Here is a 24,828-nt window from a genome sequence, read left to right as displayed (position 1 = left end):
CGCCCAAGAGCCGTTACCGGCCTGGGTGAAGTACCGATCTGTTCTGAACAAAAGGAGCCAGTAAACGTGTCCACTCCCCCCAAGGTCTTCGTGGCCGGTGCCACGGGACTGCTCGGAAGCCAGATCATCAGCGCCCTTCTCGACCAGGGCGCGCCCGTCCGGGCCCTGGTACGGCCCGGTGCCGACGCGGACAAGAAGACCGCGCTCGCAGCGCTGCGGTCGCGCGGCCTGGAGGTGGTCGAAGGCGACGTCACCGACTCGGCCGAGGCGCTGGCCGAGGCCGTCGGCGACGCCGCCACCGTCATCTCGGCCGTGCAAGGTGGCCCCGAGGTGATCGTGGACGGCCAGGCCAACCTGGCGCGCGCCGCCGCGAAGGCCGGTGCCCGCCGGTTCATCCCCTCCGACTTCGCCATCGACGTGACCAAGCTGGAGGACGGCGACAACTTCATGATCGACTGGCGTCGCCGGGCCGCCGCCGAGTACGCCCACGCCGGTCTTGAGGTGATCTCCGTGCTCAACGGCGCTTTCTACGAAGTGATGGTCGGTTTCATGGGGCTGGTCGACTGGGATCGGGGCACCCTGTCGCACTGGGGCGACCCCGATCAGCCGCTCGACCTGACCTCGGTGTCCGATACCGCGGCCTACACCGCCGCCGTCGCTCTCGACCCGAAGGCCACCGGCACGCTGCGTTTCGCCGGTCAAGTGCTGTCGATGCGGCAGTTCCACGAGGCCGTCCAGCGCGGCTCGGGCCGCACCCTGGAACTGCGGCACCTCGGCACCGCCGACGAGCTGCGCGCGGAGATCGAACGCCAAGCCTCCCGAACCCAGAACCCGTTCGACTACGTCGCTCTCCAGTACCAGTGGTGCATGGTGACCGGAAAGGCCAAGTTCGAAGCCCTCGACAACGACAGGTACCCACAGATCACGCCGACTTCGGTGACCGACTTCGTCCGCGCGGCCGCACCCACGGCCTGATTCGCAGCGATTCCAGACCGGGCAGGACCCGGTGCGAGACATGACAGGACGCTGGGCCGGAACCGCTCCGTTCCGGCCCAGCGTGCCGACGTGGGCGTTTCACGTGCGGACGGTCGTCGGGGCCTTCTCGTCCACTCCCTTCTGGGTCTGGCACGACGATCCCTCTGGCTCGGGCGGCGGAGGTGAGCGCTACCGGCCCTGATCTTCTTGACCGCCGGGCCGGGTCGGTGGTGCGCTGAGGTCCAGGCGCTGGTCAGTACGCAGCCCCGCGGTGTCTTTCTGGTATCCGGACGACCCTCGCATCGTCCACGTGATCATCTACGTGGACGCCGGCCTGACTTTTGCGCCCGAACCCTCCCACCCGGTCACCGGCCCGCTCGGCCTGACCGCGGGCGACCCGCTGCTACGAGCGCTTCCCCCACTTCACCGGCGACCACGAGTGACCGCCCCGCGAGCACCGTAGGGGGCAGCCTTTGGGATCGTGGGTCGCGCTCAGTCCCTGGCGAGCCGGTACAACCGGCAGGCGAGTTGGAGGGAGAGTCGATCGTCCGGGTCGCTCAGCGGAGTGCCCAAGAGCGCTTCCGCCCGCTGGATCCGCCGGGTGACGGTGTTGCGGTGCAGGCCGAGCCGCTGTGCGGCCGCCGACGCCGAGCAGCCGGTGTCCAGGTAGCACTCCACCGTCTCCAGGAGCGCCTCGCGTCCGTGGCGCAGCAGCGGGGCGAGCATCTGCTCGGCCTCCTGCCGGGCGGTCGAGGAGCCGTACCAGTCGAGCAGCATGCGTTTGGTGCCCAGGTGTTCGCTGTGCTGGACCGTGCCGGGCTTCTTGGTGGCCGCGGCCACCAGCGAGGCGTTCCGGGCGTCGGTGAGGGTGAGCGCCAGTCCGGTGGGGCCGGCGGAGGCGCGGCCGATGCCCGCGACGATCGGCGGGCCGTTCGCGGCGCCGTGGTAGTCGGCGAGCGCACGCTCCACCGCCTCGGTGATCGTCGCACTGTCGGCGGCCGGTGCCTCGTCGGTGTGCCAGCCCGACCAGCCGCCCGCCTGTTCCACCAGCCGTCCCTCCAGCCCGTGCGCCCTGAGGCAGTTGGTGAGCACCGCGGTGACGGTGACAGGCGCCGGGGTGGACGTGCCGATCAGCGTGAAGTGGATTCCGGAGTGCCACCCATGGAGCCGCCAGCCGAGCCGCGCGGCCTGGCCGGCCAGATGCCGCGGCAGCGGACCCTCGTGGCCGAGGATCTGGGTGAGGAGCTCGCCGCGCACGCGGGCGTCCCGCTCGGCGGTGAGGCGTTCGGCGGCGAACCATGCCGCCGCGTACGGCACGGCGATGTCGAGCAGCCCCAGCGCCGCGTCACGCCAGAGGGGGCCGGTCCGCTCGCACTGGGAGATCATCCACAGGCGGGAGTCGTCGGTGCCGGGGACCGGGCACAGGGCGGTGGACACCTGGCCGTCGCGCTCGGCGATCGGTACCGCGGGCTCGGTCGGCGTCGGGACGGCGTGCCGGGGCGCCCGGCCCGCCAGCACGGTTCCGTCGGCCGTCGACAAGGACGTGCGCGCGTCCAGCAGAGAGTCCAGTACGGCCAGGACCTCGTCCAGTGATCCGGTGGTGCGGAGTCTGGCGGCACCGGTGGCGAGCCGTCGGCCGACGGCGACCTGCGGCGCGTGGACGAGGGCCAGCAGCTCGGCCGTCAGAACGGGGGGCGCGACGTCCGGAGCGGCCACGACCGGCAGGCCGAGCCGGTCCGTGAGCCGCACGGTCGACAGGGCGGGATCGAAGGGGCCGCCGGCGACGACCAGCAGCCGTCCGTTGCGCGCGTGCAGGCGCCGGCAGACGATCTCCACCAGGTGATCTCGGCGGTAGGCACTGGTCGCACCGCCGAGATCGAACACCGCCGCGGTGCCGTACGGCGCGTCGCCGAGCTCGGGACCGGTCACCACGAGCATGACGTCGTGGACGGCGGCGTCGAGCCCCGTCCGGCCGCCGATGACCGTGCCGTCGCGGAGCCTGTCGTGCGCCAGCAGGTCACCGACCGTGATCACGCGCATGGCCGGGCGCCCCCTCCGCCGCCGGCGGTCACCAGATCGTCGGGCAGGTCCAGGCCGAACGCCTCCGGGCCCATGAGACGGCGCGTCGCGGGATCGCCGAGCGCCGCCGGCGCGGGCACCGCCAGGACGTCGACGTGCTGGCCGACCGCCACCTCCTCGGTGAAGATCGGGCGCCAGGTGCGCGCGTGCAGCAGCGCGATGATCTCCGGAACGTGTGCCGTGACGACGCCGTCGTCGATGGCCAGCAGGTACTCGTCGGCCATGTCGAGCCGCAGCGTCCGGCGTCCGGCGGTGTTCTCGATGGTGACCGTGCCGGTGTGCGCCGCGCCGTCGCGCTGGCGCACCTCGATCACCACGCCCGTGCCGAGCCGTCGGCCGTTCATTTGTGCGAGTGCCCGGTCGCGTTCGTCGGCATGGCGCCGCGCGTGGCGCAGGGCCCGGCCGAGGCGGAGCGCGCGGCTGACGGTGCCGTGCAGGGCGTGCCGCCGCGAGGTCGAGGCGCGCATGGGCCACTGGGCGGTGGCGGCCCAGCCGCCGAGTGCCGGCAGGACCGCGCGGGCGAGCCGTTCCAGGCTCGCGCCCTCGGGAGCGGTGATGATCATCTGGGTGCCGGACGGTTCGGCCAGCGCCAGCGGCGCCGGCGGCAGCCCGGCCAGGTCGAAGACCGTCTGGTCGAGGCGTGGGAAGGCGCGGCCCATCCCGTCGGCGTCGACGAGCGGCAGGCCCAGCCACGCGGCCGCGGCGACGGGCAGCAGGGCGTTGATTCCGGCGGCCTCCAGTCCGTGGAGGGCGGCCGCCCGGACGCCCAGATGCCGCTCCATCGCGCGTACCGCGGCGACGAACTCGGTGTCGCCGGGCAGCCGTTCGACCATGACGCTGACCGCTCCGATCGCCGCGACGGGGATCACCCAGGCGTCGGGGGCGAGTTCGTCCGCGCGTACCAGCCGGACCGGGCCGTGACGGTCGAGGGCGTGACGCATCAGGGCCGCGCCGTGCGTGGTGTCGCCTCCGCCGCCGGCGCCGAGCAACGCCGCGCCCTCCGCCAGATCCGCCGCATCCTCAGCGCTGATTCGCACCCGTGAAAGATAACAGCGCCGGTGCAACCTGCACCTTCCGGCGTGAACACCGGTGCACATCGCTCATTCCATGGCCGCCACCCGCGGCCTTAGCGTGCATCCACGTCACCCCACCCCACGCCGGAGGCCCCCATGCCCCCTACGGATCGCGCGGAACTCACCGCGAGCCAGGCGGCGATCGGCAACGACGACTTCGCCCTGCGGCGCGTACCCCAGCACGCCCGCCATCATTGGTTCGCCATCGCCGCCCAGCGTTTCGGCCAGGTGTCGGCGCTCTCTCAGTTCATGCTCGGGGCCACGCTCGGCATGGGCATGACGTTCTGGCACGCGGTCGGCGCGATCACGCTCGGCGCGGTGATCCTGGAGATCGTCGCGATCCTGGTCGGCGTGATCGGCGTCCGCGAGGGCCTGTCCACGTCTGTGCTGGCCCGGTGGACCGGGTTCGGCGGGTACGGCGCCGCGCTGATCGGGCTCACCATAGCGATCAGCCTCGTCGGCTGGTTCGGCGTGCAGAACGCGGTCTTCGCCGAAGGGCTGCACGAACTGCTCGGCGGCCTGCCGCTGTGGGCGTGGACGGTCGTCGCCGGCGCGTTCGTCACGGCCATCGTCGTGTACGGGATCGGCGGGATGCGCTGGATCGCGTTCGTGACGGTGCCCCTGTTCCTGGCGCTCGCCGGGTGGTCGATCGTCTCGGAGCTGTCCCGGCACTCGCTGGGCGCGCTGATCTCCTCGCCCGCCCCCGGGCCGCCCCTGAGCCTGACGGCCGCCGCCACCCTGGTGGCGGGCAGCTTCATCGCCGGGGCGGTGATCACCCCGGACATGACCCGCTACAACCGCGGGGTCGCCGACGTGGTCAAGCAGACCGTCATCGGCATCACCCTCGGCGAGTACGTGATCGGCCTCATCGGCGTGCTGCTCGCGCACGCGACGGGGACCGGGAACGTGGTCTCGATCGTGACCTCGACCAGCGGCCCGGTCGGCACGGTCGTCCTCATCGCCGCGACCCTGAAGATCAACGACTGGAACCTGTACTCGTCGTCGCTGGGCCTGGTCAACGTCATCCACACGCTGACCGGCCGCCGGGCCGGCCGCGTCCTGGTGACGATCGGGCTCGGCGCCGCCGGGACGCTGCTGGCCGCGATCGGCATCCTCGACCGCTTCACCGACTTCCTGACCCTGCTCGGCGTCGCCATACCGCCCATCGCCGGGATCATGGTCGCCGAATACTTCGTCATCCGGCGCTGGCGGCCCGACCTGGACGCGGCCGGGGACACGGTGCCCTCCCGGGCGCCCGGCTGGGTGCCCGCCACCATGGTGGTCTGGTTGGGCGCCTTCCTCGTCGGCGAGTACGTCGCCTGGGGCGTCCCCGCGTTGAATTCCCTGATCGTCGCGTTCGTCGGCTACGTGGTCGCGGGCAGGCTCGGCCTCACCCGCGGCGCCGGCGTCGCACTGGAAAGGAGCAACTGAGCGTGCGTATCGGAATCGATGTCGGCGGCACCAACACGGACGCCGTCCTGATGGACGGATCGTCGGTGTTGGCCGAGGTCAAGACGTCGACGACCGAGGACGTGACCGCCGGAGTCGTCACGGCGCTGCGGGGCCTGGCCGACGCGGGCCGGTTCACGCCGGCCGAGGTCGAGGCCGTCATGATCGGTACAACGCATTTCACCAATGCGATCATCGAAGGGCGCCGGCTGGCACCGACGGCCGCGATCCGGCTCGGCCTGCCCGCCACCCGGGCGCTGCCGCCGATGGTCGACTGGCCCGACCGGCTCCGGTCGGCGCTCGGCGGACACGTGTACCTGTGCCACGGCGGTCACGAGTTCGACGGCCGGACGATCTCGCAGCTGCGGCCCGACGAGATCGCACGAGCCGCCGAGGAGATCGGCCGCGCGGGCGTCCGCTCGGTGGCCATCTCGTCGGTCTTCTCCCCGGCCAGCGCCGACTTCGAGCTGCGGGCGGCCGACATCGTCGCGTCCGTGCTGCCGGACGCCCACATCAGCCTCTCCCATCAGATCGGGCGCATCGGCCTTCTGGAACGGGAGAACGCGACGATCGTCAACGCCTGCCTGCGCGATCTGGCCGACACGATCGTGAACGCCTTCACCGACGCGCTCGCCACCGCGGGCCTGCGCGCGCCGCTCTACCTCTCCCAGAACGACGGCACGCTCATGGACGTCGAGTTCACACGCAAGTACCCGGTCGCGACCTTCGCCTCGGGCCCCACCAACTCGATGCGCGGCGCGGCGCTGCTGTCCGGGCTGTCCGACTGCGCCGTGGTCGACATCGGCGGGACGACCTCGGACGTCGGCATGCTCGCCAACGGGTTCCCGCGCGAGGCCGCGACGGAAGTGGACATCGGCGGCGTGCGCAGCAACTTCCGCATGCCCGACGTGCTGTCCATCGGCATCGGCGGCGGAAGCCGGGTGCGCGAGTCGGGCGTGGGCCCCGACAGCGTCGGCCACGAACTCACCAAGCGCGCCCTGGTCTTCGGCGGGGACACGGTGACCGCCACCGACATCGTCGTCGCCGCCGGTCACGCCGACATCGGGGACAGGTCCCTGGTCCGCCATCTCGACCGCGGCTTCGTGACCGCGGTGCTCGACCGGATCGCGCACGACGTCGCCGACACCGTCGACCGGATGCGCACCTCGCCGGAGCCGATCCCCGTGGTGATCGTGGGCGGAGGCTCCCTCCTCGTACCCGGCGCGCTTCCCGGCTTCGACCAGGTGTGCCGGCCGGATCACTTCGCGGTCGCCAACGCCATCGGCGCCGCGATCGCCCAGATCGGCGGAGAGGTGGACCGCATCTTCGCGATCGGGTCGCGCAGCCGCGAGCAGGTGCTCGACGCGGCCCGGCAGGAGGCCGTCGAGGCGGCGGTCGCGGCCGGCGCCCGGCCGGAGACCGTGCGGATCGTCGAGGTGGAGGACGTCCCGATCGCCTACCTGCCGGGCAACGCCGTGCGCGTCCGGGTCAAGGCCGTCGGCGATCTGCACATGGCGGAGCGAGCATGAACCGGTACACGACGGCCCGGCGGCGGACGAGAGGGGAAGCGCGATGACCGTTCGGCAGATCACGGCGGACCGGATGGCCGACATCGCCCGCGGTGCGGCGATCCTGGGCACCGGCGGCGGCGGCGACCCCTATGTCGGGCGGCTGCTCGCCGAACAGGCCATCCGCCGGCATGGCCCGGTGACGCTGGTGGACATCGACGACGTCCCGGCCGACGCGGTCGTGGTGCCGGTGGCCATGATGGGCGCGCCCACGGTGATGGTGGAGAAGACGCCCAGCGGCGAGGAGATCCACACGGCGCTCCGCACGCTGCGCGACGCGCTGGGACAGGAGATCACCCACCTGGCGTGCATCGAGGCCGGCGGCATCAACTCGACGATCCCCTTCGTCGCCGCGGCCGAGACCGGGCTGCCGCTGGTGGACGCGGACGCGATGGGCCGGGCCTTCCCGGAACTGCAGATGGTGCTGCCCACCCTCGCCGGAGTCTCCACCTGCCCGCTGGTGCTCACCGACGAGAAGGGCAACAGCACGCTGCTGCGGACGATCGACAACCTGTGGGCCGAGCGGCTCGCCCGGAGCGTCACCGTCGAGATGGGATGCAGCTCGATGACCGTCCAGTGCGTGATGCGCGGCGCGCAACTGCGCGACGCCCTGGTGCCCGGCACGCTGAGCCTGGTCGAGCGGCTGGGCAGGGCCGTACGGGAGGCGCGCGGGCGGCGCGACCCGGTGACCGCGGCCACCGAGATCATGGACGGCCACCTGCTGTTCACCGGCAAGGTGACCGACGTGAGCCGCCGCACGTCCGGCGGATTCGCGCGTGGCACCGCCCGTCTGGCCGGCACCGGGACGCACGACGGCCGGAGCCTGGAGCTGCAGTTCCAGAACGAGCACCTGCTGGCCCAGGTCGACGGGCGCGTCGTCGCCGGAGTCCCCGACCTGATCTGCGTGCTGGAGACCGACAGCGGCGAGCCGGTCACGACGGAGGGCCTGCGCTACGGGTTCCGGGTGAGCGTCATCGGCGCCCCGTGCGACCCGCGGTGGCGTACGGCCGCCGGTCTCGACCTCGTGGGGCCGCGCTACTTCGGCTACGACCACGACTACGTTCCCGTCGAACGGCTGAACGCCCCGTCCCCGCGCTGACCGTCGTCGATGCCCCGCCGGGGCCCAGAGCAAGGAGAAGACAATGACCCAGGACATGACCGGCCGCACAGTTGTGATCATCGGGGGAGGTTCGGGCATCGGCCTGGAGGTCGCCCGCCGCGCGGTCGACCGCGGCGCCGACGTCGTGCTCGGCGGCCGCACCGAAGGGAAGCTGGCCGCCGCGGCGTCCGAGCTCGGCGACGCGGCGAGCTGGCACACGGTCGACACGACCGACACCAGCTCGATCGCCTCCTTCTTCGCCGCCCTCGACCGGGTGGACCACCTGTTCACGCCCGCCGCCTCCTACCAGGTCGGCCCCATGCTGGAGCTGACCGACGAGGCAGCGGCGAGCCCGTTCACCTCGAAGTTCTGGGGCCAGTACCACGCGGTCAGGCACGCGGCGCCGAAACTCTCCGGCGACGGCTCGGTGGTACTGATGGCCGGAGCGGCGAGCGTACGGCCTCCGGCCCCGGCCCCCGCCTACGTCGCGTGCAACGCGGCGATCGAGGGACTCGGCCGCGGGCTCGCGCTCGAACTCGCCCCCGTACGCGTCAACGTGGTGTCCCCCGGGACGATCGACGGCAACCTGTGGTCCCAACGCCCCGAACAGGTACGGGAGGCCGCGTTCGCCCAGTACCGGCGAGACACCCTGCTGCACCGCCTCGGCACCGAGGGCGAGGTGGCGGACGCGGTCATGTTCCTCTTCACCAACGGCTTCATGACCGGATCGACCCTTTACCCGGACGGAGGATACGCACTGCGCTAGTACTCGCCGGCCCAGGGCCGTCCCCGCCGCTACTACCGGCTCGGTTCGGGGAGCTGCAACGCGCCACCTGCTACATGGCCGCCGGGAAACCCGGCCTCGCGGTGACCGTTCCGCAGGCCCGCCTGACCGGCTTGCCTACGTGGTAGGCAGCCTGCTGACCGGTATCCGCACCGAGGAAGCACGTGCCCTGCGCTGGGAACACGTCGTGGCATGGACGGGGGTTCGGGGGACGAGCCCCAGGCGGCGGACGAATCGTTCCAGGAGGCCGTGCGCTCCGTGGCGGACACGGTGTCATCACCGCTGGCGGCCGGTGGTGCCGCCGGGCGCGGACCTGGGTACCCGCTCGTCCGGGATGTCAGGGTGGGCGGCGAGCGTGCCGAGAAGGACCAGGGACTCGGCGGAGGGGGACCCCGGCTCGGCCGGATGAGCGACGAGGCGCTGACCCGGGGCGCGGGCGATCGTGAAGATCTCGGTCTTCAGGTCCAGTTCGCCGACACTGGGATGGAAGAGGCGGCCGCCGTGCGGGATCGTCCCGCGAGGCTCGGGTTCCGCCCACAGCCGCCTGAACTCGGCGCTGCTGATCGACAGCTCGCCGACCAGGTCGCGGACCCGCGGATCATCGGGGGTCCGCAGGGCCGTCCGGCGCAGGTCGCGCACGGCTCCGCGCGCGGCGAGGGCGCGCTCGCGGAAGAACTCCCGTCCGGCGGGGTCGAGGAAGATCATGCGGAGCATGTTCTCTCCGAAGACGAAACGGCTGTGCAGGGCCGCGGCCAGGTGGTTGCGTTCCAGCACGTCCAGCGTCCGGCCCAGGACGTAGGCCGGGGCGGCCGTCCAGTCGTTGAGCAGCTGCACGATCTCGGGGCTGACGTGTTCGACGCGGTCCGGCCGCCGCCGTCGCGCGACGGGGCGCGCCAGACGATACAGCTCCACAAGGGCGGGCCCGTCCAGACGGAGCGCGCGGGCGAGGCTCTCCACGGTCTGCCGAGTGGGGCGAGCACCGCGTCCCTGTTCCAGGCGGGCGTAGTGGCCGACGCTCAGCCCGGCCAGCCGCGCGACCTCGTCGCGGCGCAGCCCGGGAACCCGGCGGCGATCTCGCGTGGCCAGCCCGACCTGCTCGGGCCGCACCTGCGCACGCCGTGCTCGCAGGAATTCACCGAGCGGGTTGTTGCGGTCCATGACCTTGAGGTTAGGGACGGCGACGGCGCCTACCCAGGGTGCGTCGCACCCAGGGTGAGCAGGCACTGCCCGCCCGTCTGCGGCGACTGGACGGACATCTTGGTCACCTATCCTGAGCAGATGAGCGAGGGTACTCCCTTGGGGGAGTTTCTGCGCGCGCGTCGCTCGCTTCTCAAACCGCGGGACGTCGGGCTGCCCGAATACGGCCGCCGCCGCGTGAAAGGGCTGCGGCGTGAGGAGGTCGCGATGCTCGCGGGGATGAGCAGCGACTATTACGTGCGGTTGGAACAGGGACGCGAGACCAACCCGTCGCCCCAGGTGGTGGAGGCGGTGGCGGGCGCGCTGCGGCTGGACGCCGAGGCCACCGAGCACCTGTGGCGCCTGGTGCAGGCGCCGGAGGCGCGCCGTCGGCGCCGCTCGGACGACACCCATGTCAGCCCGCAGTTGCTGGGGCTCATGGACGGTTGGCCCACCTCCCCGGCCTTCGTCCTGGGGCCGGCTCTGGACATCCTGGCCTGCAACGCGCCGGGCGCCGCGTTGCACGAGGCGTTCGATCCCGCCGACAACCTGGCGCGCATGGTCTTTGTGGACCCGGCTGGCCGGGAGTTCTACCGGGAGTGGGAGCGGGCGGCGCAGTCGTGCGTGGCGGAACTCCGCGCCGCCTACGGTCACGATCCGGAGTCGGCGCGCATCGGGGAGGTCGTGGCGGACCTGTCGGCGCGCAGTCCGGAGTTCGCCGCCCTGTGGGCCCGCCACGAGGTCAAGCCCAAGACCCAGGAAGGCAAGCACCTGCGCCACCCGGTCGTCGGCGACCTGCACATCCTGTTCTCGGCTTTCACCGTCAACGGCGCGCCGCACCAGCAGCTGGTGGTCTACCAGGCCGAGCCCGGCAGCGCCACCGAAGCGGCGTTCGAACGGCTGCGCACGCGGGCCGAGCAGAGGGCGACCCGCACGCCGTAGCCCGTCCACGGGCTCTTCCAGGTTCCTGGGTGCGGTACTCCCAGGAAACCCGGGACCTTCTTAGACCGTGGTGACCTGGGCAGACTCGAACCTGTCAGCGGCGGGGACCACCCCGCCGAAGCAGGCGGAAGCCAAGCCGAAAGAAGGACACCATGGCCACCTGGTTCATCACCGGAGCCTCCCGCGGCCTCGGCGCGCAGATCGCCCGCGCCGCGCTCGCCGCCGGGAACGACGTCGTCGCCGCGGTGCGCGACCCGGACCGGCTGCCCGACGATCTGAAGGGCTCCGACCGGGTACTGCCGCTGGCGCTGGACGTCACCCGCGCCCAGGACATCCCCGGCGCCGTCCAGACCGCGGTCGAGCGGTTCGGCGGCATTGACGTGCTGGTCAACAACGCCGGCCGCGGCCTGCTCGGCGCGGTGGAGGAGATTACCGACGCCGAGGCCCGCTCGCTGTTCGACCTGAACGTCTTCGCCCTGATCGACATGACCCGCGCCGTGCTGCCCGTCATGCGCCGCCAGGGCTCCGGCAAGATCGTCAACATCGGCTCTCGGTCCGGTTTCGAGGGCGAGCCGGGCGTGGGCCTGTACTCCGCGTCGAAGTTCGCCGTCGCCGGCCTCAGCGAGGCGCTGTCAAAGGAACTGGCGCCCTTCGGCATCCAGTGCATGGTGGTCGAGCCGGGCGTGCTGCGCACCGACTTCCTGGACGCCACCTCCCTGTCGCTGGCGGGCACCCGCATCGCCGACTACGACGGCACTCCCGCCCATGTCACGCTGGACTGGGCCCAGACCGCCAACCACACCCAGCTCGGCGACCCCGTCAAGGCCGCCGCCCTGATCTACGAGGTCACCGTCCAGGACGAGCTGCCCACCCACCTGTACCTGGGGCCCGACACCCTCGACCGGCTCCAGGTCAAGCTGGCGCAGATCGAAAAGGACCTGGCCCCCTGGCGCGCCAAGTCCGCCGCCACCGCGCACGACACCGCGGCGGCCTGACCGGGCACCGCCCGGCGCCCGTCCCGCCAGCGCGGGCACCCCTGTCCCGGCCGCGCCGGCACCCGTCGGACGCATCACTCCACCTTCCCGGCGGGCGGCCGTCCCCACCGGCCCGCCCTCCCCGTCCTCCAACCCGAAAGGGGGTACTTCGTCATGTCCGCTGCCCTGCTCACCGGCACCCCGCTGGCCGGTCGCGTGGCCGTCGTCTCCGGAGCCTCCAGCGGCATCGGCGCCGCCACCGCGCGACGGCTGGCCGAGCTCGGCGCGAGCGTCGCCGCCCTGGCCCGCCGAAAGGACAGGCTTGACACGCTGGCCGAAGCGATCCGCGCCGACGGCGGCACCGCGCTCGCGCTCCCTGTCGACGTCACCGACCGGCAGGCCGTCCAGACCGCCGCGGACCAGGTGGCCGAGCACCTCGGCACCGCCGATCTCGTCTTCAACAACGCCGGCGTCCAGCTGATCTCCGGCATCACCGAGCTGCGCATGGACGACTGGCAGCGTCAGATCGATCTCAACGTCACCGGCGTGATGAACGTCATCGGCGCCTTCCTGCCGCACCTGAAGGACGCCGCGGACGCCGGACGCACCGCGGACCTGATCACCACGTCCTCCATCGCCGCCACCCGGATCCTGGAGAAGTTCTCCATCTACTCCGGCACCAAGGCATACATCAGCCACCTGACCCGGCTGCTGCGCGTCGAACTCGGCCCGCAGAACATCCGGGTGGCCACCATCGAACCCGGCATGGTCGACACCGAACTGCCCAGCCACGTCACCGACCCCGACGCCAGCAGGCTCATGGCCGGGCTGCTCACCGAGATCGACCCGTTGCGGTCCGCGGACATCGCCGAGACCGTGGCGTTCATCACCGCCGCGCCACGGCACGTCAACCTCACCGAGATCACCATCCTGCCCACGGCCCAAGCCATCTAGCCCGGCCGATCTGCGCAGGCGGGCGGCCGGCCCGGAACGACGGACCGGCCGCCCTTCCACACCCATCGAGAAGGCGACATGAATCCCACCGACACAGCCGACGGGTTCTCCCCCTATCCGCTGCAACAGGTGCACCGGCTCATCGAACCCGGCCCGGTCGTCATGATCTCCACCTTCGACGGCGAGCATGCCAACCTGATGACCAACGGCTTCAACATGCCCGTCTCCCACGATCCGCCGCTCATCGGGCTGATCCTGGGTCCCTGGGATCACAGCCACGCCGCGCTGCGCGACAGCGGGCAGTGCGTCATCGCGATCCCCTCCATCGACCTGGCCGAGCGGGTGGTCGACGTCGGCAACACCTCCGGCCGCGACACCGACAAATGGCGGCGCTTCGGCTTCACCGCCCTGCCCGCCGCCACCGTGAACGCGCCACTCGTCGCAGAGTGCTTCGCCAACATCGAGTGCACCGTGGCCGACGATCGGCTCGCCAAGGACCACAACCTGTGGATCCTCAGAGCCGAACACGCCTGGTTCGACGCGAGCCGACACGGCACGGGCGAGTTCCACCACCGCGGCAACGGCACGTTCTCCGCCAACGCCGCCCCCCTGGACCTCCGGCACCGCATGACCAAATGGCGGTACCTGACACGGGATCTTGAAGACGGCACGCCATGACCCTCCACCGGCCCCGCACTGTTTCGGGCGACCTCGCCAAGGCGGGGGAACCCCTGAAGACGGCCGTCTGACCACTTCCGGAGCACGGGCGAACCACCCGGCGGCGTCCGGTACCGCCGGGACGCCCATCGGAACAGCCATGCCGACGGCCGCGGGAACTGGCGCTGCCACCGTCCAGGGCGGACGCCGTGCGCGGCGTCCGCCCTGCGTCTTTGCGGTCCAGCGGCGGTCAGCAGGTGGGGAAGCCGCGTACGGCCCCCGTGGAGGCGGGTTGGGCGAGGGACGCATAGGCGCGCAGGGCCGACGTTCGCGGTGGCGGGGCCGGTAGCCGGAGCCTTCACGCAGGCGAGTACGGCGGGCCCGAGAACCGGCCATCGGTCACGACGGCGCAGGATCCGGCCAGGCCGCGGCCTTTGAGGTAGGTGGTGGGGGAGAGCATCTCCTGCATGCCGGGGCCGCCGCGCGGGCCCTCGTAGCGGATGACCAGCACGCTTCCCGGACGCACACGTCCGGAAAGGATCGCCTCCGCAGCCTCCTCCTGCGACTCGGTCACCACGGCGGTGTCGGTGAACTGGTGCATGCCGTCAGGCACGCCGGCGGACATCACCACCGCCCCGCCGGGAGCGAGATCGCCGTGCAAGACGGCCAGCCCTCCGTCAGGCGTGTAGGCGTGGGCGGTGTCGCGGATGCAACCCGCCGCGGAGTCCAGATCGAGCGTTTCCCAGCGGGCGGACTGGGAGAAGGCGGTCGCGGAGCGGGCGCCGCCGGGGGCGGCGTGGAAGAGGTCGAGCGCCTCACGCGAGGGGGAGGCCATCTTGTCGGCCAGGATGGTCTGCCAATGGCCCGGGACGTGATCGCGCAGTCCGGGGACGATGACGATCGTCGGTGGTGCGGCGAGGCTCATGTCTGCGGCCCTACCTTCATTTGGGCTTGACCTGGTCGTTTGTAAGATCGGTGAACCCAGGGCTGCGGGTATGACACTCAGGTTTGTGTCTTCGTCCTGTCGAGCGCCGTACGGGGAGGCAGGTTCAGGCGGCGCAGGTCTTTTTCGTAGTTCATCCTGCCGACGGCGAAGGCCGCGCTGGCCCCGATCGCGGCGAACGGGATCACCTGTAGTGCGCCCGTCAGGCCCATGTGGTCGGCGAGCATGCCCGTCACGGCCGGCCCCGGTGCAAGCCCAAGCAGGCTGTTGGCCAGGGTGAGGGTGGCCATCGCCGTCGCCGCGATGGCGGCGGGGGTCAGGTTCGCCACCATGGCGGCGGCGGGCCCGGCCGTGGCATTGGACAGCAGGGTGCCGGCACCGATCAGCATGAGTTGCGACGCGCCGGTCGGCAATTGGAATCCGGTCGCCAGCAGGGCGAGTGAACCGAGACTGCAGATGATCGCGACCGTCCACTTCCTGGCCCCGGTCGCGCGGCTGACGCGGTCGGCGACGATCCCTCCCACGACCATGCCGACGCCGGTGATCAGCGCGAAGGCCCCGGCGGCCAGGCCCGCCTTGCCGGGAGGCAGGGAATAGGCGCGGTTGAGGAAGCTGGGCATCCAGGCGAGCAGGGCCATCGCGATGAACATCTGCAGTCCGCTGCCGATGTAGGCACAGACCACCGAGACCGAGGAGAACAGGCGCGGCAGCAGACGGCGGAGCGGTGCGTGTTCACCTGACGCGCCTTGACGGCCGCCGCCGGCGGAGCCCAGCCTCTTGTCCGTCACCACGATGCCGTAGATCGCGGCCAACACCAGACCGAAGATACCCATGACGCCGAACGCCCAGCGCCAACCCAGTTGCTGGGCGATGACGCCGCCGATCGACACGCCCAGCACGGATCCGAAGGCTCCACCACCAATGAACGCGCCGGAGAGCGTGGCCCGCAGGCCGACGGGGAAGACGCTGAGGACCACGGCGATACCGACGCTGCCATAGGCCGCCTCACCGACCCCGACCATGAAGCGCCCCAGGAACATCTGGCCATAGCCCGCCGACACCGCGCAGCCCAGTGTCGCCAAACTCCAGATGGCTGCGGCGACGACCAGGCTCCTGGCGCGTCCCCAGCGGTCCGCCACGAGCGACAAGGGGAAGGTGAGCACGCCGACCATGAGGGCCACGATGCCGCTGAGCGCTCCCAGTTGGGCGTCGGCCAGCAGCCACTCCGCCTTCAGCAGGGGGAAGACGGCGTTGAGGACCTGGCGTGACATGTAGTCCGACAGCAGAAGTCCGAAGCTGAGGGCGAACACCAGCCAGGCATATCCGCGGGATACGGCCGGTGCGGCTTGAGAGGTGTCCGGCACGGGGCCGGGGGTGCGGAATCCCATCGGCGTCACCTGTTCCTCTGTCGGCCCCAGGGCTCAGCAGGGCCTGTCGCCGACGATCCCGGCGCGTTCCATCTTGCGGGCGGCCGGCCAGTAGTCCTGGACGGCGTAGTGCTGGGTGGACCGGTTGTCCCAGATGGCCACGCTGTTCTGCGTCCACCGCCAGCGCACCTGGTATTCGGGGATGGCCGCCTGGCTGATCAAATAGTTCAGCAGGTCGCTCGCACCGGGCGCGAAGTCCTGCCCGAAACGCACGTTGTCGGGCGTGTGGTAGTTGACGAAGTGCGTGGTGAAGGAGTTGACGAACAGGATCTGTTCACCGGTCTCCGGGTGGGTGCGCACTACCGGGTGCTCGGGGTCCGGGTAGCGCGCCTTCAACTCGTGCCGCTGCTCGATCGGCATGGCGGCGCCGAAGGTCGCCTCGATGCTGTGCCGGGCGCGCAGACCCGAGATTCGCGTCTTGATGTGCTCGGGCAGCCTGCGGTAGGCCTCGACCATGTTGACCCAGATGGTGTCACCGCCCACCGGTGGTGATTCCACACACCGCAGCACGGCGCCCATGGGCGGGCACTCGCGCCAGGTCGCGTCGCAGTGGAGAGCGTTCTCGTAGTGCTCAGGCTTGCTGCCCAGGTCCTTGTAGATGCGGACCAGCCCAGGATGGTCGGGATCGCTGCCGGCCACCGGGTGGTCCTCGAGCGGGCCGAAGCGGGAGGCGAAAGCGACGTGCTCGGCCCGGGTAATGTCCTGGTCGCGCAGGAAGAGGACCTTGTAGCGCAGCAGCAACTCCTTGATCTCAGCGAACAGGTCGTCGTCGCGGGCGGCGTCGCCGAGGTTGACGCCGCCGAGCTCGGCACCGATGGTGCAGGTCAGCGGCGCGACCCTGATCGCGGTGCGTCGGACGCCCGGGCGCACCAAAGCGGGCGTGTCCTTCCTCGGATGGGCGGTCTGGGACACGATGCTCACTCCCCTGGATGTCGTGATGTGCGGAGCCGTGCTGGTTCACAGGACGAAGATGGACGACCCCGTGGTGCGGCCGGCCTCGAGATCGCGATGTGCTCGGACCGCGTCCGCGAGGGCATAGCGCTGGTTGATCTGGATCTTGATGCGTCCGGACGCGACATGGCCGAACAGCTCTCCGGCCAGGGCTTGCCGTTCGGCCGGCTCGGCGATGTAGTCGGCCAGTGCGGGCCGGGTCACGAACAACGAGCCGTGGACGGCGAGTTGCATGGCGTCCAGCGGCGGCACTCCGGAGGCCGTGCCGAAGCACACCAGCAGCCCGCGTCGCCGCAGCGAGGCCATCGAACCGGCAATCGTGTCCTTGCCGATACTGTCGAAGACGACCGGAACCCCCTCGCCGCCGGTCAGCTCGCGTACCCGCTCGGCCACGTCCTCGCGGCGGTAGTAGATGATGTGGTCGCAGCCGTGGGCACGGGCGATCTCGGCCTTCTCCGCGCTGGACACCGTGCCGATCACGGTGATACCGAGCAGCTTGGCCCACTGGCAGAAGATCAGGCCGACACCGCCGGCCGCCGCGTGCAGCAGTACGGTGTCACCGGCCTTCAACGGGTGGATCCGCCGCAGCAGGTAGGCGCTGGTGAGGCCGCGCATGGTCATCGCGGCGGCGGTCTGGCAGCCGATCTCCTCCGGAAGTTTGATCAACGGCTCGGCCCGCATGACCCGTTCCGTGCTGTAGGCGCCCAGCGGGCTGCCGGTGTAGGTGACCCGGTCGCCCTCGGCGAGGTGTGTGACGCCTTCGCCCACGGCCTCGATGACGCCGGACGCCTCGACGCCGAGTCCGGCGGGCAGCGGAGCCGGGTACAGGCCGGTGCGGAAGTAGGTGTCGGCGAAGTTGAGGCCGACGGCGAGGTGCCGGATCCGTACCTCGCCCGGCCCCGGGTCGCCGACCGTGGTGGGCTCCCACCGCAGGACGTCAGGGCCACCGGTGTCGTAGAAGCGAATGGCGTGTGCCACAGGTACTCCGTTGCTCGTTGTGGAAAGGCGGTCGCGGACGGCCCGTGATCGGCTGCGGGTCCCTGTCACCCGCGACCGCCGCCTGTCGGGCCGTTCAGCTGTCGGCGTCGCGCAGCATGGAGCCGCGCCGGCCGGGACGGCGGTTGGGCACCATGCCGAGATGGGCCAGGGTCTCGTCGGTGTCCTGGTACCACTGGCCGATCTTGTAGATCTTCTTGGCCTCCGGCCCGCCGGCGATCTCACGGCCGAGGGCGTTGGCGATCTGGACCATCTGTTCGACCTGTTCGACCGATGACATCCGCTCGCCCTTGTGCCGCCACAGGTTGTCCTCGTTGCCCACCCGCACGTGCGTGCCCAGGGCGATACCGATGGCGTTCATCGGCGCCACCGCGCGCATGGAGGCCTCGATGGTGAGCACGGCGCCATCGGGGACACGGCGGATGAATTCGATGAGGTCCGCCGGGTGCCGCCCGGCGAACCCGCCGCCGATGGCGACATAGTTCAGCACCAGCGGCCCGCAATAGACTCCCCTGCGGATGAGGCGTTCCACCGTCTCCAGCTGCGCCAGGTTGGCGAGCTGGAAGTGCGGCTGAATGTCGTTGGCGCGCAGCCGCTTGAGGTGCTCGAGGTAGAACTCCGGGCCGGCCTCGACGACCATGTCCCGGTAGGCCTTGTAGTAGGCCGGCTTGCTGATCGACGTTCCTTCGATGTCCTCGTCGTCGAAGAGCTCGACGATGTTCATCTGGTTGGTGTTGATCGCGATCGTCACCTGGTCCGGCCTCGGGGTGATCTCGGCCAGCATGTGGCGGGTGTCGTAGCTGAGCCACTTGGCCTCGGCGCCCTCGTCCTCCGGGGCGAAGGAGATCGACCCGCCGATCTGCAGGACCATGTCCGGCACCGCCTCACGCAGGCGGGCCATCAGCTCGTTGAACATGGAGATGCGCTTGGATCCGTGCCCGTCCAGCTCACGCACGTGAATGTGCAGCACCGTCGCGCCGGCGTTGTAGCAGTCGACCGCCGCCTGCACGTGCTCCTCCATGGTGAGCGGCAGGTCGTCGGCGTCACCTGGCAGCCACTCCGGACCGTACGGCGCGGCCTGGATGACCAGCTTCTCCTGGTTCTCCGGATACAGCGAGTCGTCGAAGAAATGCATGGTCCATCTCCTTTGGTCTGAGGAGCGACGCGCATCGCCACCGCGATGCGATCTGCCGCCTTGACAAGGGTCGGGATGAGCTGAGAAGGCGGCCCGGGCTGTCCGGACGGTCGAAACGGATACGATGGGCTGGGCGCCCAAAGGAGACGCGGCGGAGTCCTCCTGCTCGAATACGCGGGGCGACACCGACGGTCTCCCTTGCGGTAAGGCAACGTTAAGGACTCGTTATGCCGGTTGCTTAACCGAACGTGACATCCGACTTATCAGTTCGGGACAGGGCTTCCGGCCCGACGTCATTCGGTGCCCGGCTCGCCGGCGTGGGCACCCGCAGGGTCCTCGATGGAGAACTGCCGCCTGGCGTGTTGGAGTCGCCACTGTCTGGGGCTGCAACCGAACCGCTCGCTGAACCAGCGGGAAAAGGCACTCGGTGCAGAAAACCCCAGCATCCCGGAGATCTCGGTCAGGGAGTGACGCTGGTTGGGTACGAGTTGCTCCGCCAGCCGAACACGTGTCGCGTTCAGAAGGGACGAGAACGTCTCGCCGGAGGCCGACAGGTGCCGGTGAACGGTCCTTCGGTCGACACCCAGACTGCTTGCGACCTGCTCGATCGAGCACCGCCCGGTCGGCAGCAGCACCTCGATCAAATCGCGCACCCGGTCCAGCACGGTGGTGTCCCTGGATACTGCGATGGACTCGAAGTACTGCCGGGCGTAGGTCCGCAGCAACGGGTCGGACACAGGGTTGGCGACGTTGAGGTCGTCGGCGTAGAAGACGATCCCGTTGAACTCCCGGTCGAATTCCACGACGGGCCCGAAAACGCGCCGATGGGTTCGCAGGTCCGTGGGAGCGCCGTGCATGAAACAGACTGACACCGGCTGCCAGCGGTTACCGAGGAAGATGCGCAGGACCTGCTGGAAGGCGGCCACGGCCAGCTCTACGCCCTGGCGGACAGGCATGGCATCACCCGGTTCCAAGGTCACCTTGAGGGTGGCCAGACCGCCGACCTCCGACAGGCGGCTGTGCAGCATCTCGTTGTACATGTGCTGATGCCGGACAAGAAGCTCCAGCGCGCTGCGCACATCGGGCTCCTCGCGTATGACCAGGCTGATCGGGCCCAGATTGGAGAAGCGGCGGCGCTCGGCGAGCAGCAGGCCGAAGTCCTCGCGGCGGGAGGCGGCCGCAGACAATTCCAGCAACTTCGCCACGGCCGCGCCGGGGACCCATCTGTCCTGCACGGCCAGGCCGACCGGGTCCAAACCCACACCCTTCATGAGCGCCTGCGGGTCGATCCCGAGCGACCGGCTGACCTCGATGTAGGCGTTCAGCGCTGCATTGCGGACGAGGGGTTTCATGGGCGCACTCCCGGAACCGTGTCCCTAAGTGATAAGTCCGATGTCACGTCAGGTCAAGCGAGGGCCCTGGTCGCGCCCTAGCGTTGCACCACCCGCACTGGGGACTCGCCGTCCGGATGAGACGTCCCGGCCGATCAACGATCGTACGGAGAGCACCTTGGCAAAAGATCCGCCTCACGTCATCGGCCGGACCACCATCGCGGCAGCCGGTCTCTGGCTGGGCAAAGCCTGTCCCTCAAGACGTCGAGTGACACTCGCATGACAGCCGTACTCCAAAGCCTTTGCCCCCCGTTTTCATGAATGACCGGATCAGACCTACGACTTGGAAGGTAAGGCCAGCATGAGCAACCTTGCCGCACGTCTGGTGGAGGCCGCTGGAACCGACGGCGACCGTGTCGCCGTCCGACAGGACGACAGCATCCTCACCTATGCCCAACTGAACGACGCAAGCGCTCGGGTCGCCGCGCTACTGCACGCCAACAGGGTGCGGAAAGGCGATCGCGTCGGGCTGGTCATGCCGAATGTGACCCACTTCCCGGTGGCCTACTATGGCATTCTTCGAGCCGGCGCCGTCGTGGTGCCCATGAACCCGCTGTTGAAGACCCGTGAGGCAGCCTTCGCGATCCGCGATTGCGGAGCCCGGATCGTGCTGACGTCCCCGCTGTGCGCCGACCAGGTCACCACGGCCGCATCACAACTCGGCGTCGAATGCCTGGTCATGACCCCACAGATGGTCGAGGACCTGCCCCAGGGCATCGAACCGGTGGACCAGGTCGTCGACCGCGCCGCCGACGACACCGCTGTGATCCTCTACACCTCGGGCACCACGGGGACCCCCAAAGGGGCCGAGCTGACCCACCGCAATCTGAAGTCCAACGCGGTCACCACAGCCGAGACACTGCTTCAGATCGGGCCGGACGACGTACTGTTCGGAGGGCTGCCGCTGTTCCATGCGTTCGGACAGACCTGTGCTCTCAACACCGCGCTCGCTGCAGGCGCCACCCTGACCCTGCTGCCACGGTTCGAGCCGGCGAAGGCACTGGAGATCATGCACCGGGACCGGGTCACGGTCTTTCTCGGCGTGCCCACGATGTACACGGCCCTGCTTCGCGCCGGAATCCCCGGCGGCTGCGACCTCTTGCGGCTGCGCATCGCCGTTTCGGGCGGAGCCTCCCTCCCTGTCGAGGTGCTGCACGCCTTCGAAAGCACATTCGATGTCACCGTGCTGGAGGGGTACGGACTCTCGGAGACTTCGCCCGTCGCCGCGTTCAACCCTCTCAACCGGCCACGCAAGGCCGGCTCGATCGGAGTTCCCATCCGCGGGGTCGACATGAAACTCGTCGCGGATGATGGCACCACCGTCGACCGCCCTGGTGAAGTCGGTGAAATCGCCATCCGCGGCGAGAACATCATGAAGGGCTACTGGAACCGTCCGGAGGCGACCACACAAACCATCCGGGACGGCTGGTTCCACAGCGGCGATCTCGCCCGTGTCGACGAGGACGGCTACTACTTCATCGTCGACCGCAAGAAGGATTTGATCATCCGCGGAGGCTACAATGTCTACCCACGAGAGATCGAGGAGGTTCTCTACGAACACCCCGCCGTGGCCGAAGCCGCGGTCGTGGGGGTACCAGACAAGGCGCTCGGCGAGGAGGTGGCCGCCGTGGTCATTCTCAAGGATGGAGCGCAGGTCGCGGCGGACACGATTCGTGACTACGTCAAACAGCGGGTCGCCGCCTACAAATACCCGCGGATCGTCACCTTCACCAATGAGCTCCCCAAAGGGGCGACAGGCAAGATCCTCAAGCGTGAGATCGTCATCCAACAGCGGACACACGACCAGCGGTGAGCCCAGGGCATCGGCGACCATCGTCATCACGTAGTGGGTGTTTCATCCTGCGGTTCGGTGTTCGGTCCCGGGGCCACGCTATGGGGACGTCATCGGTGAGGCGGCGACTCATGAAGAGATGATCGCTATGTGGATCACGGAGCCCGGCTGATGATTGCGTTCGGCGCCCCAGCGCGGTGGTGGCAAGGTGAAGCCGTGGGGTGTCGGGCGGGCGCTGGACGATCGCATGTCGATGCCGAGGGTGGCGGTGTGCTGGTGGGCGAGCAGGCACCGCGATCTGATCCGCCTCGAAGCCGACCAATACCTGGTGGTGCTGTTCCGGCTCGCTGATCGGTCCCAGTACGGGCCGGTGGCCGCACGGCTGGCCGCTTTCGCCCAGGACCTGCGAGCACGCGGCCTGACCGGACAGCTCGTGCTGGCTCCCACCGCAGAGCAGCGCGAAGCAAGGCTCCGGACCGCTGGACCCAGCCGTACGCGACATGGCCTTTCACCTGGCCGACCCCGCAGGTGCCTTCGCCGCCGTCCGTGCCCTGCCCGGCGGCGACAGAGTCGCCGCCGCGTGGCAGAGCAGGGCCAGCGCATTGACCACGCGCTCGGAACCCGCTGACAGGCCGAACGGAACGCGGTGGCCCGGCGGTCGGGACCGGGCCACCGCGACACGTCGCGGGCCGGACGGCGTTCGATCGCTGCGAGCCGATCTTCCGATCGTTCTCGCGGCGCGTCGTCAGGCCCGCGGCAGAGCCATGATTCAGGCGGCCACGTCGGTTCGGTTCAGACGGAGCGGTAGCGCGTGGCGAGTTCCGGGCTCTGTGCGCCGAAGGCGGTGAGGTCGGCCTGGAAGACCGCGTCGAGCAGGCCGGCGTCCTCGACGCCCGGGGCGCAGACGGTCTCGCCCAGCTCCAGGCCGCGCAGGCTGGCGGTCACGACGTCGTCGGCCGCCATGCGGGGCAGCGCGCTCATGTCGATGCCCTGGCGCTCGTGGAACTCGGTGGCCACCACACCAGGGCACACGACCTGGACCCGGACTCCCGTGCCCTCGAGTTCCGCGCTCAGGATCTGGGACAGCGCGACGAGGTAGGCCAGGCTTCCGCCGTAGACGGCACGACGGGGCATCTGCGAGTGCGGCGCGGGACCGCTGAAGGCGATCATGCCGGAGACGTTGATGATCGTGCCCTCGCCGCGCTCCTGCATACCCGCGACGGCGGCGCGGGTGAGCATCGTGGGCGCGAGAACCTTGACGCCGACGAGTTCGGCGGCCTTGTCGGCGGGGAGCTCGGCGAGCGGCATGTAGTGGGCGACGCCCGCGTTGTTCACCAGCATGGTCAGCGGCTCGGTCGCGCAGATCCGGGCCACCTCGTCGATTCCGTCGCTCGTGGACAGATCGGCGGTGACGGCCCGTACGTCGACTTCCGGGTGCGCGCCGGCGAACTCGTCCAGTCGCTCCTTCCGCCGGCCCACCAGCACCAGGTCGTAGCCGTCCGCGGCCAGGCGTTCGGCGAAAGCCCTGCCGATGCCGGAGGTGGCACCGGTGACGAGTGCGAGTCTGCTCATCATCGTTCCTTTCCGTCGCCGGCCGTCGCGGCCGGGTCTGGTGGGTTCAGCGAGTGCAGCAGCCGGGACAGCCCGCGTGCGCCCGCCATGCCGCGCTCGGTCACCGCGCCGGGGTCCACATCGGCCGCGCGCATCGCGGTGTCGAACAGTTCCATGTCCAGCGCCTCGACGCGGTACAGGTGCTCGACGTTGTCGAGGGTGACCATCGTGTTCAGCAGGGTCAGGGCGGCGCTGGAGGCGCTGCCCAGCTTCAGCACGCCGACCAGCCGCGCCGGGTTCATGCCCAGCTCGGTGGCCAGATCGACGATCTCGGCGATGTTGGCCTGGTTCATCATCAGCAGCGCGTTGTTGAACAGCTTCGCGGTCTGCCCGGCACCCGCGCCGCCGAGATGGACGACGTGGCGGGAGAACGAGGCGAACACGGGCTCGCAGCGCTCCACGGCCGTCCGCGGTCCGCCGACCAGGGTGGTCAGCCGTCGTTCCTCTGCGGCCGGCCGTCCTCCGCTGACCGGTGCGTCCAGGACCTCGACCCCGGCCGGTGCGCAGATCTCGGTCAGCCGCACCGCGTTGGCGGGAAGGCCGGTGCCGTGGTTCACCACGACCGCACCCGGACGCAGGGCCTCCAGCAGTCCGCCCGTGACCAACTGCAGAACGTCTTCGTCGGTGCTGACGCACAACCCGACGATGTCGCACGACGCGGCCAGATCCCGGATGCCGTCGTGGCGGACGTGCGGCACGCCGCGCAGGCCGTCCAGGGAGGTGGACCGCCTCGCCCAGGCGTGCAGGGGAAAATCCGCCTCGGCGATGGCCGTCGCCATGGGCAGGCCCTGGTCGCCCAGGCCGATGAAACCGACGGGCGGCCGTTCGCGATCGGTGTTCATGGCGCAAGGT

Annotated in this window: 21 protein-coding genes; 10 read left to right on the top strand and 11 right to left on the bottom strand. The window is 70.2% G+C overall.

Annotation, left to right across the window (positions count from 1 at the left end):
• Nucleotides 1–66 precede the first annotated feature (66 nt).
• Nucleotides 67–975 carry an NmrA family NAD(P)-binding protein gene (locus ABZ801_RS35165; protein WP_360706480.1) on the top strand — a complete coding sequence of 303 codons (909 nt, stop codon included), beginning with the start codon at nucleotides 67–69 and terminating at the stop codon, nucleotides 973–975.
• 492 nt (nucleotides 976–1,467) lie between these two features.
• Here ABZ801_RS35165 and ABZ801_RS35160 read toward each other — a convergent pair whose 3' ends face one another.
• Nucleotides 1,468–3,015, bottom strand: coding sequence for a helix-turn-helix domain-containing protein (locus ABZ801_RS35160; RefSeq protein WP_360706478.1), 1,548 nt, complete (start codon nucleotides 3,013–3,015; stop codon nucleotides 1,468–1,470).
• A complete protein-coding gene (locus tag ABZ801_RS35155) occupies nucleotides 3,006–4,091 on the bottom strand; it encodes a DUF917 domain-containing protein (RefSeq protein WP_360706475.1) in 1,086 nt (361 codons plus the stop codon). The genes ABZ801_RS35160 and ABZ801_RS35155 overlap by 10 nt, the downstream gene beginning before the upstream one ends.
• Nucleotides 4,092–4,223: 132 nt before the next feature.
• Between ABZ801_RS35155 and ABZ801_RS35150 the strand changes: the two genes are divergently transcribed.
• The 4 genes from ABZ801_RS35150 to ABZ801_RS35135 are packed head-to-tail and all read left to right on the top strand — an operon-like array spanning nucleotide 4,224 to nucleotide 9,009.
• The gene (locus tag ABZ801_RS35150) at nucleotides 4,224–5,558 is read left to right on the top strand and encodes a cytosine permease (protein WP_360706472.1); all 1,335 of its coding nucleotides are present in this window, start codon (nucleotides 4,224–4,226) and stop codon (nucleotides 5,556–5,558) included.
• 2 nt (nucleotides 5,559–5,560) lie between these two features.
• A complete protein-coding gene (locus tag ABZ801_RS35145) occupies nucleotides 5,561–7,105 on the top strand; it encodes a hydantoinase/oxoprolinase family protein (protein WP_360706469.1) in 1,545 nt (514 codons plus the stop codon).
• Between the two features lie 43 nt (nucleotides 7,106–7,148).
• Nucleotides 7,149–8,243, top strand: a complete 1,095-nt coding sequence (locus ABZ801_RS35140) for a DUF917 domain-containing protein (RefSeq protein WP_360706466.1) — start codon at nucleotides 7,149–7,151, stop codon at nucleotides 8,241–8,243.
• Nucleotides 8,244–8,286: 43 nt separating this feature from the next.
• Entirely contained in the window at nucleotides 8,287–9,009 is a 723-nt protein-coding gene (locus ABZ801_RS35135) for an SDR family oxidoreductase (RefSeq protein ID WP_344939219.1), read from the top strand.
• 294 nt (nucleotides 9,010–9,303) lie between these two features.
• Here the strand turns inward: ABZ801_RS35135 and ABZ801_RS35130 are convergent, their stop codons facing one another.
• Nucleotides 9,304–10,185, bottom strand: a complete 882-nt coding sequence (locus tag ABZ801_RS35130) for a helix-turn-helix transcriptional regulator (protein WP_360706463.1) — start codon at nucleotides 10,183–10,185, stop codon at nucleotides 9,304–9,306.
• 120 nt (nucleotides 10,186–10,305) lie between these two features.
• On the opposite strand from ABZ801_RS35130, the gene ABZ801_RS35125 reads away from it, so the two are divergent.
• The 4 genes from ABZ801_RS35125 (at nucleotide 10,306) to ABZ801_RS35110 (ending at nucleotide 13,751) form a co-directional block, all read left to right on the top strand.
• Nucleotides 10,306–11,145: a helix-turn-helix transcriptional regulator gene (locus tag ABZ801_RS35125; RefSeq protein ID WP_360706460.1), complete on the top strand. Its 840-nt coding sequence runs from the start codon at nucleotides 10,306–10,308 to the stop codon at nucleotides 11,143–11,145.
• Between the two features lie 152 nt (nucleotides 11,146–11,297).
• Complete coding sequence (locus tag ABZ801_RS35120; RefSeq protein WP_360706457.1) at nucleotides 11,298–12,140, top strand: SDR family NAD(P)-dependent oxidoreductase; 843 nt, start codon at nucleotides 11,298–11,300, stop codon at nucleotides 12,138–12,140.
• 153 nt (nucleotides 12,141–12,293) lie between these two features.
• On the top strand, nucleotides 12,294–13,073 hold the full coding sequence (locus tag ABZ801_RS35115) for an SDR family oxidoreductase (protein WP_360706454.1): 780 nt from the start codon (nucleotides 12,294–12,296) through the stop codon (nucleotides 13,071–13,073).
• Nucleotides 13,074–13,151: 78 nt separating this feature from the next.
• Nucleotides 13,152–13,751, top strand: coding sequence for a flavin reductase family protein (locus ABZ801_RS35110; RefSeq protein WP_360706451.1), 600 nt, complete (start codon nucleotides 13,152–13,154; stop codon nucleotides 13,749–13,751).
• A 337-nt stretch (nucleotides 13,752–14,088) separates the two neighbouring features.
• On the opposite strand, the gene ABZ801_RS35105 is transcribed toward ABZ801_RS35110, so the two are convergent.
• The 6 genes from ABZ801_RS35105 to ABZ801_RS35080 all read right to left on the bottom strand — a co-directional run bounded on the left by ABZ801_RS35105 (nucleotide 14,089) and on the right by ABZ801_RS35080 (nucleotide 20,534).
• Entirely contained in the window at nucleotides 14,089–14,655 is a 567-nt protein-coding gene (locus tag ABZ801_RS35105) for a dihydroxy-acid dehydratase (protein ID WP_360706448.1), read from the bottom strand.
• A gap of 77 nt (nucleotides 14,656–14,732) precedes the next feature.
• A complete protein-coding gene (locus ABZ801_RS35100) occupies nucleotides 14,733–16,061 on the bottom strand; it encodes an MFS transporter (protein WP_360706445.1) in 1,329 nt (442 codons plus the stop codon).
• 33 nt (nucleotides 16,062–16,094) lie between these two features.
• Nucleotides 16,095–17,012: a TauD/TfdA family dioxygenase gene (locus ABZ801_RS35095; protein ID WP_360706442.1), complete on the bottom strand. Its 918-nt coding sequence runs from the start codon at nucleotides 17,010–17,012 to the stop codon at nucleotides 16,095–16,097.
• Nucleotides 17,013–17,057: 45 nt separating this feature from the next.
• Complete coding sequence (locus ABZ801_RS35090; protein WP_360706440.1) at nucleotides 17,058–18,029, bottom strand: quinone oxidoreductase; 972 nt, start codon at nucleotides 18,027–18,029, stop codon at nucleotides 17,058–17,060.
• Between the two features lie 94 nt (nucleotides 18,030–18,123).
• Nucleotides 18,124–19,182 (bottom strand): 3-keto-5-aminohexanoate cleavage protein, encoded by a 1,059-nt coding sequence (locus ABZ801_RS35085; RefSeq protein WP_360706437.1) that lies wholly within the window; start codon nucleotides 19,180–19,182, stop codon nucleotides 18,124–18,126.
• A gap of 293 nt (nucleotides 19,183–19,475) precedes the next feature.
• Entirely contained in the window at nucleotides 19,476–20,534 is a 1,059-nt protein-coding gene (locus ABZ801_RS35080; protein WP_360706435.1) for an AraC family transcriptional regulator, read from the bottom strand.
• 340 nt (nucleotides 20,535–20,874) lie between these two features.
• On the opposite strand from ABZ801_RS35080, the gene ABZ801_RS35075 reads away from it, so the two are divergent.
• The gene (locus tag ABZ801_RS35075; RefSeq protein WP_360706432.1) at nucleotides 20,875–22,386 is read left to right on the top strand and encodes a long-chain fatty acid--CoA ligase; all 1,512 of its coding nucleotides are present in this window, start codon (nucleotides 20,875–20,877) and stop codon (nucleotides 22,384–22,386) included.
• A gap of 771 nt (nucleotides 22,387–23,157) precedes the next feature.
• Here the strand turns inward: ABZ801_RS35075 and ABZ801_RS35070 are convergent.
• Nucleotides 23,158–23,937 (bottom strand): SDR family NAD(P)-dependent oxidoreductase, encoded by a 780-nt coding sequence (locus ABZ801_RS35070; protein WP_360706430.1) that lies wholly within the window; start codon nucleotides 23,935–23,937, stop codon nucleotides 23,158–23,160.
• Complete coding sequence (locus tag ABZ801_RS35065) at nucleotides 23,937–24,818, bottom strand: NAD(P)-dependent oxidoreductase (RefSeq protein WP_360706428.1); 882 nt, start codon at nucleotides 24,816–24,818, stop codon at nucleotides 23,937–23,939. Before ABZ801_RS35065 ends, ABZ801_RS35070 begins: the two co-directional genes overlap by 1 nt.
• Nucleotides 24,819–24,828 lie beyond the last annotated feature (10 nt).

Origin of the sequence: Actinomadura sp. NPDC047616 (assembly GCF_040642915.1) — a bacterium.
Classification (GTDB): domain Bacteria; phylum Actinomycetota; class Actinomycetes; order Streptosporangiales; family Streptosporangiaceae; genus Spirillospora; species Spirillospora miaoliensis.
Note: the sequence above shows the minus strand (reverse complement) of the source record. Positions and strands in the feature narration are given on the sequence as shown.

Excerpts from the sequence above, each read along its gene's own strand:
- ABZ801_RS35160 (WP_360706478.1), bottom strand. The coding sequence starts at position 3,015 with ATGCGCGTGATCACGGTCGGTGACCTGCTGGCGCACGACAGGCTCCGC.
- ABZ801_RS35150 (WP_360706472.1), top strand. The coding sequence starts at position 4,224 with ATGCCCCCTACGGATCGCGCGGAACTCACCGCGAGCCAGGCGGCGATC.
- ABZ801_RS35140 (WP_360706466.1), top strand. The coding sequence starts at position 7,149 with ATGACCGTTCGGCAGATCACGGCGGACCGGATGGCCGACATCGCCCGC.
- ABZ801_RS35135 (WP_344939219.1), top strand. The coding sequence starts at position 8,287 with ATGACCCAGGACATGACCGGCCGCACAGTTGTGATCATCGGGGGAGGT.
- ABZ801_RS35130 (WP_360706463.1), bottom strand. The coding sequence starts at position 10,185 with ATGGACCGCAACAACCCGCTCGGTGAATTCCTGCGAGCACGGCGTGCG.
- ABZ801_RS35125 (WP_360706460.1), top strand. The coding sequence starts at position 10,306 with ATGAGCGAGGGTACTCCCTTGGGGGAGTTTCTGCGCGCGCGTCGCTCG.
- ABZ801_RS35120 (WP_360706457.1), top strand. The coding sequence starts at position 11,298 with ATGGCCACCTGGTTCATCACCGGAGCCTCCCGCGGCCTCGGCGCGCAG.
- ABZ801_RS35115 (WP_360706454.1), top strand. The coding sequence starts at position 12,294 with ATGTCCGCTGCCCTGCTCACCGGCACCCCGCTGGCCGGTCGCGTGGCC.
- ABZ801_RS35110 (WP_360706451.1), top strand. The coding sequence starts at position 13,152 with ATGAATCCCACCGACACAGCCGACGGGTTCTCCCCCTATCCGCTGCAA.
- ABZ801_RS35105 (WP_360706448.1), bottom strand. The coding sequence starts at position 14,655 with ATGAGCCTCGCCGCACCACCGACGATCGTCATCGTCCCCGGACTGCGC.
- ABZ801_RS35100 (WP_360706445.1), bottom strand. The coding sequence starts at position 16,061 with ATGGGATTCCGCACCCCCGGCCCCGTGCCGGACACCTCTCAAGCCGCA.
- ABZ801_RS35085 (WP_360706437.1), bottom strand. The coding sequence starts at position 19,182 with ATGCATTTCTTCGACGACTCGCTGTATCCGGAGAACCAGGAGAAGCTG.
- ABZ801_RS35080 (WP_360706435.1), bottom strand. The coding sequence starts at position 20,534 with ATGAAACCCCTCGTCCGCAATGCAGCGCTGAACGCCTACATCGAGGTC.
- ABZ801_RS35075 (WP_360706432.1), top strand. The coding sequence starts at position 20,875 with ATGAGCAACCTTGCCGCACGTCTGGTGGAGGCCGCTGGAACCGACGGC.
- ABZ801_RS35070 (WP_360706430.1), bottom strand. The coding sequence starts at position 23,937 with ATGAGCAGACTCGCACTCGTCACCGGTGCCACCTCCGGCATCGGCAGG.
- ABZ801_RS35065 (WP_360706428.1), bottom strand. The coding sequence starts at position 24,818 with ATGAACACCGATCGCGAACGGCCGCCCGTCGGTTTCATCGGCCTGGGC.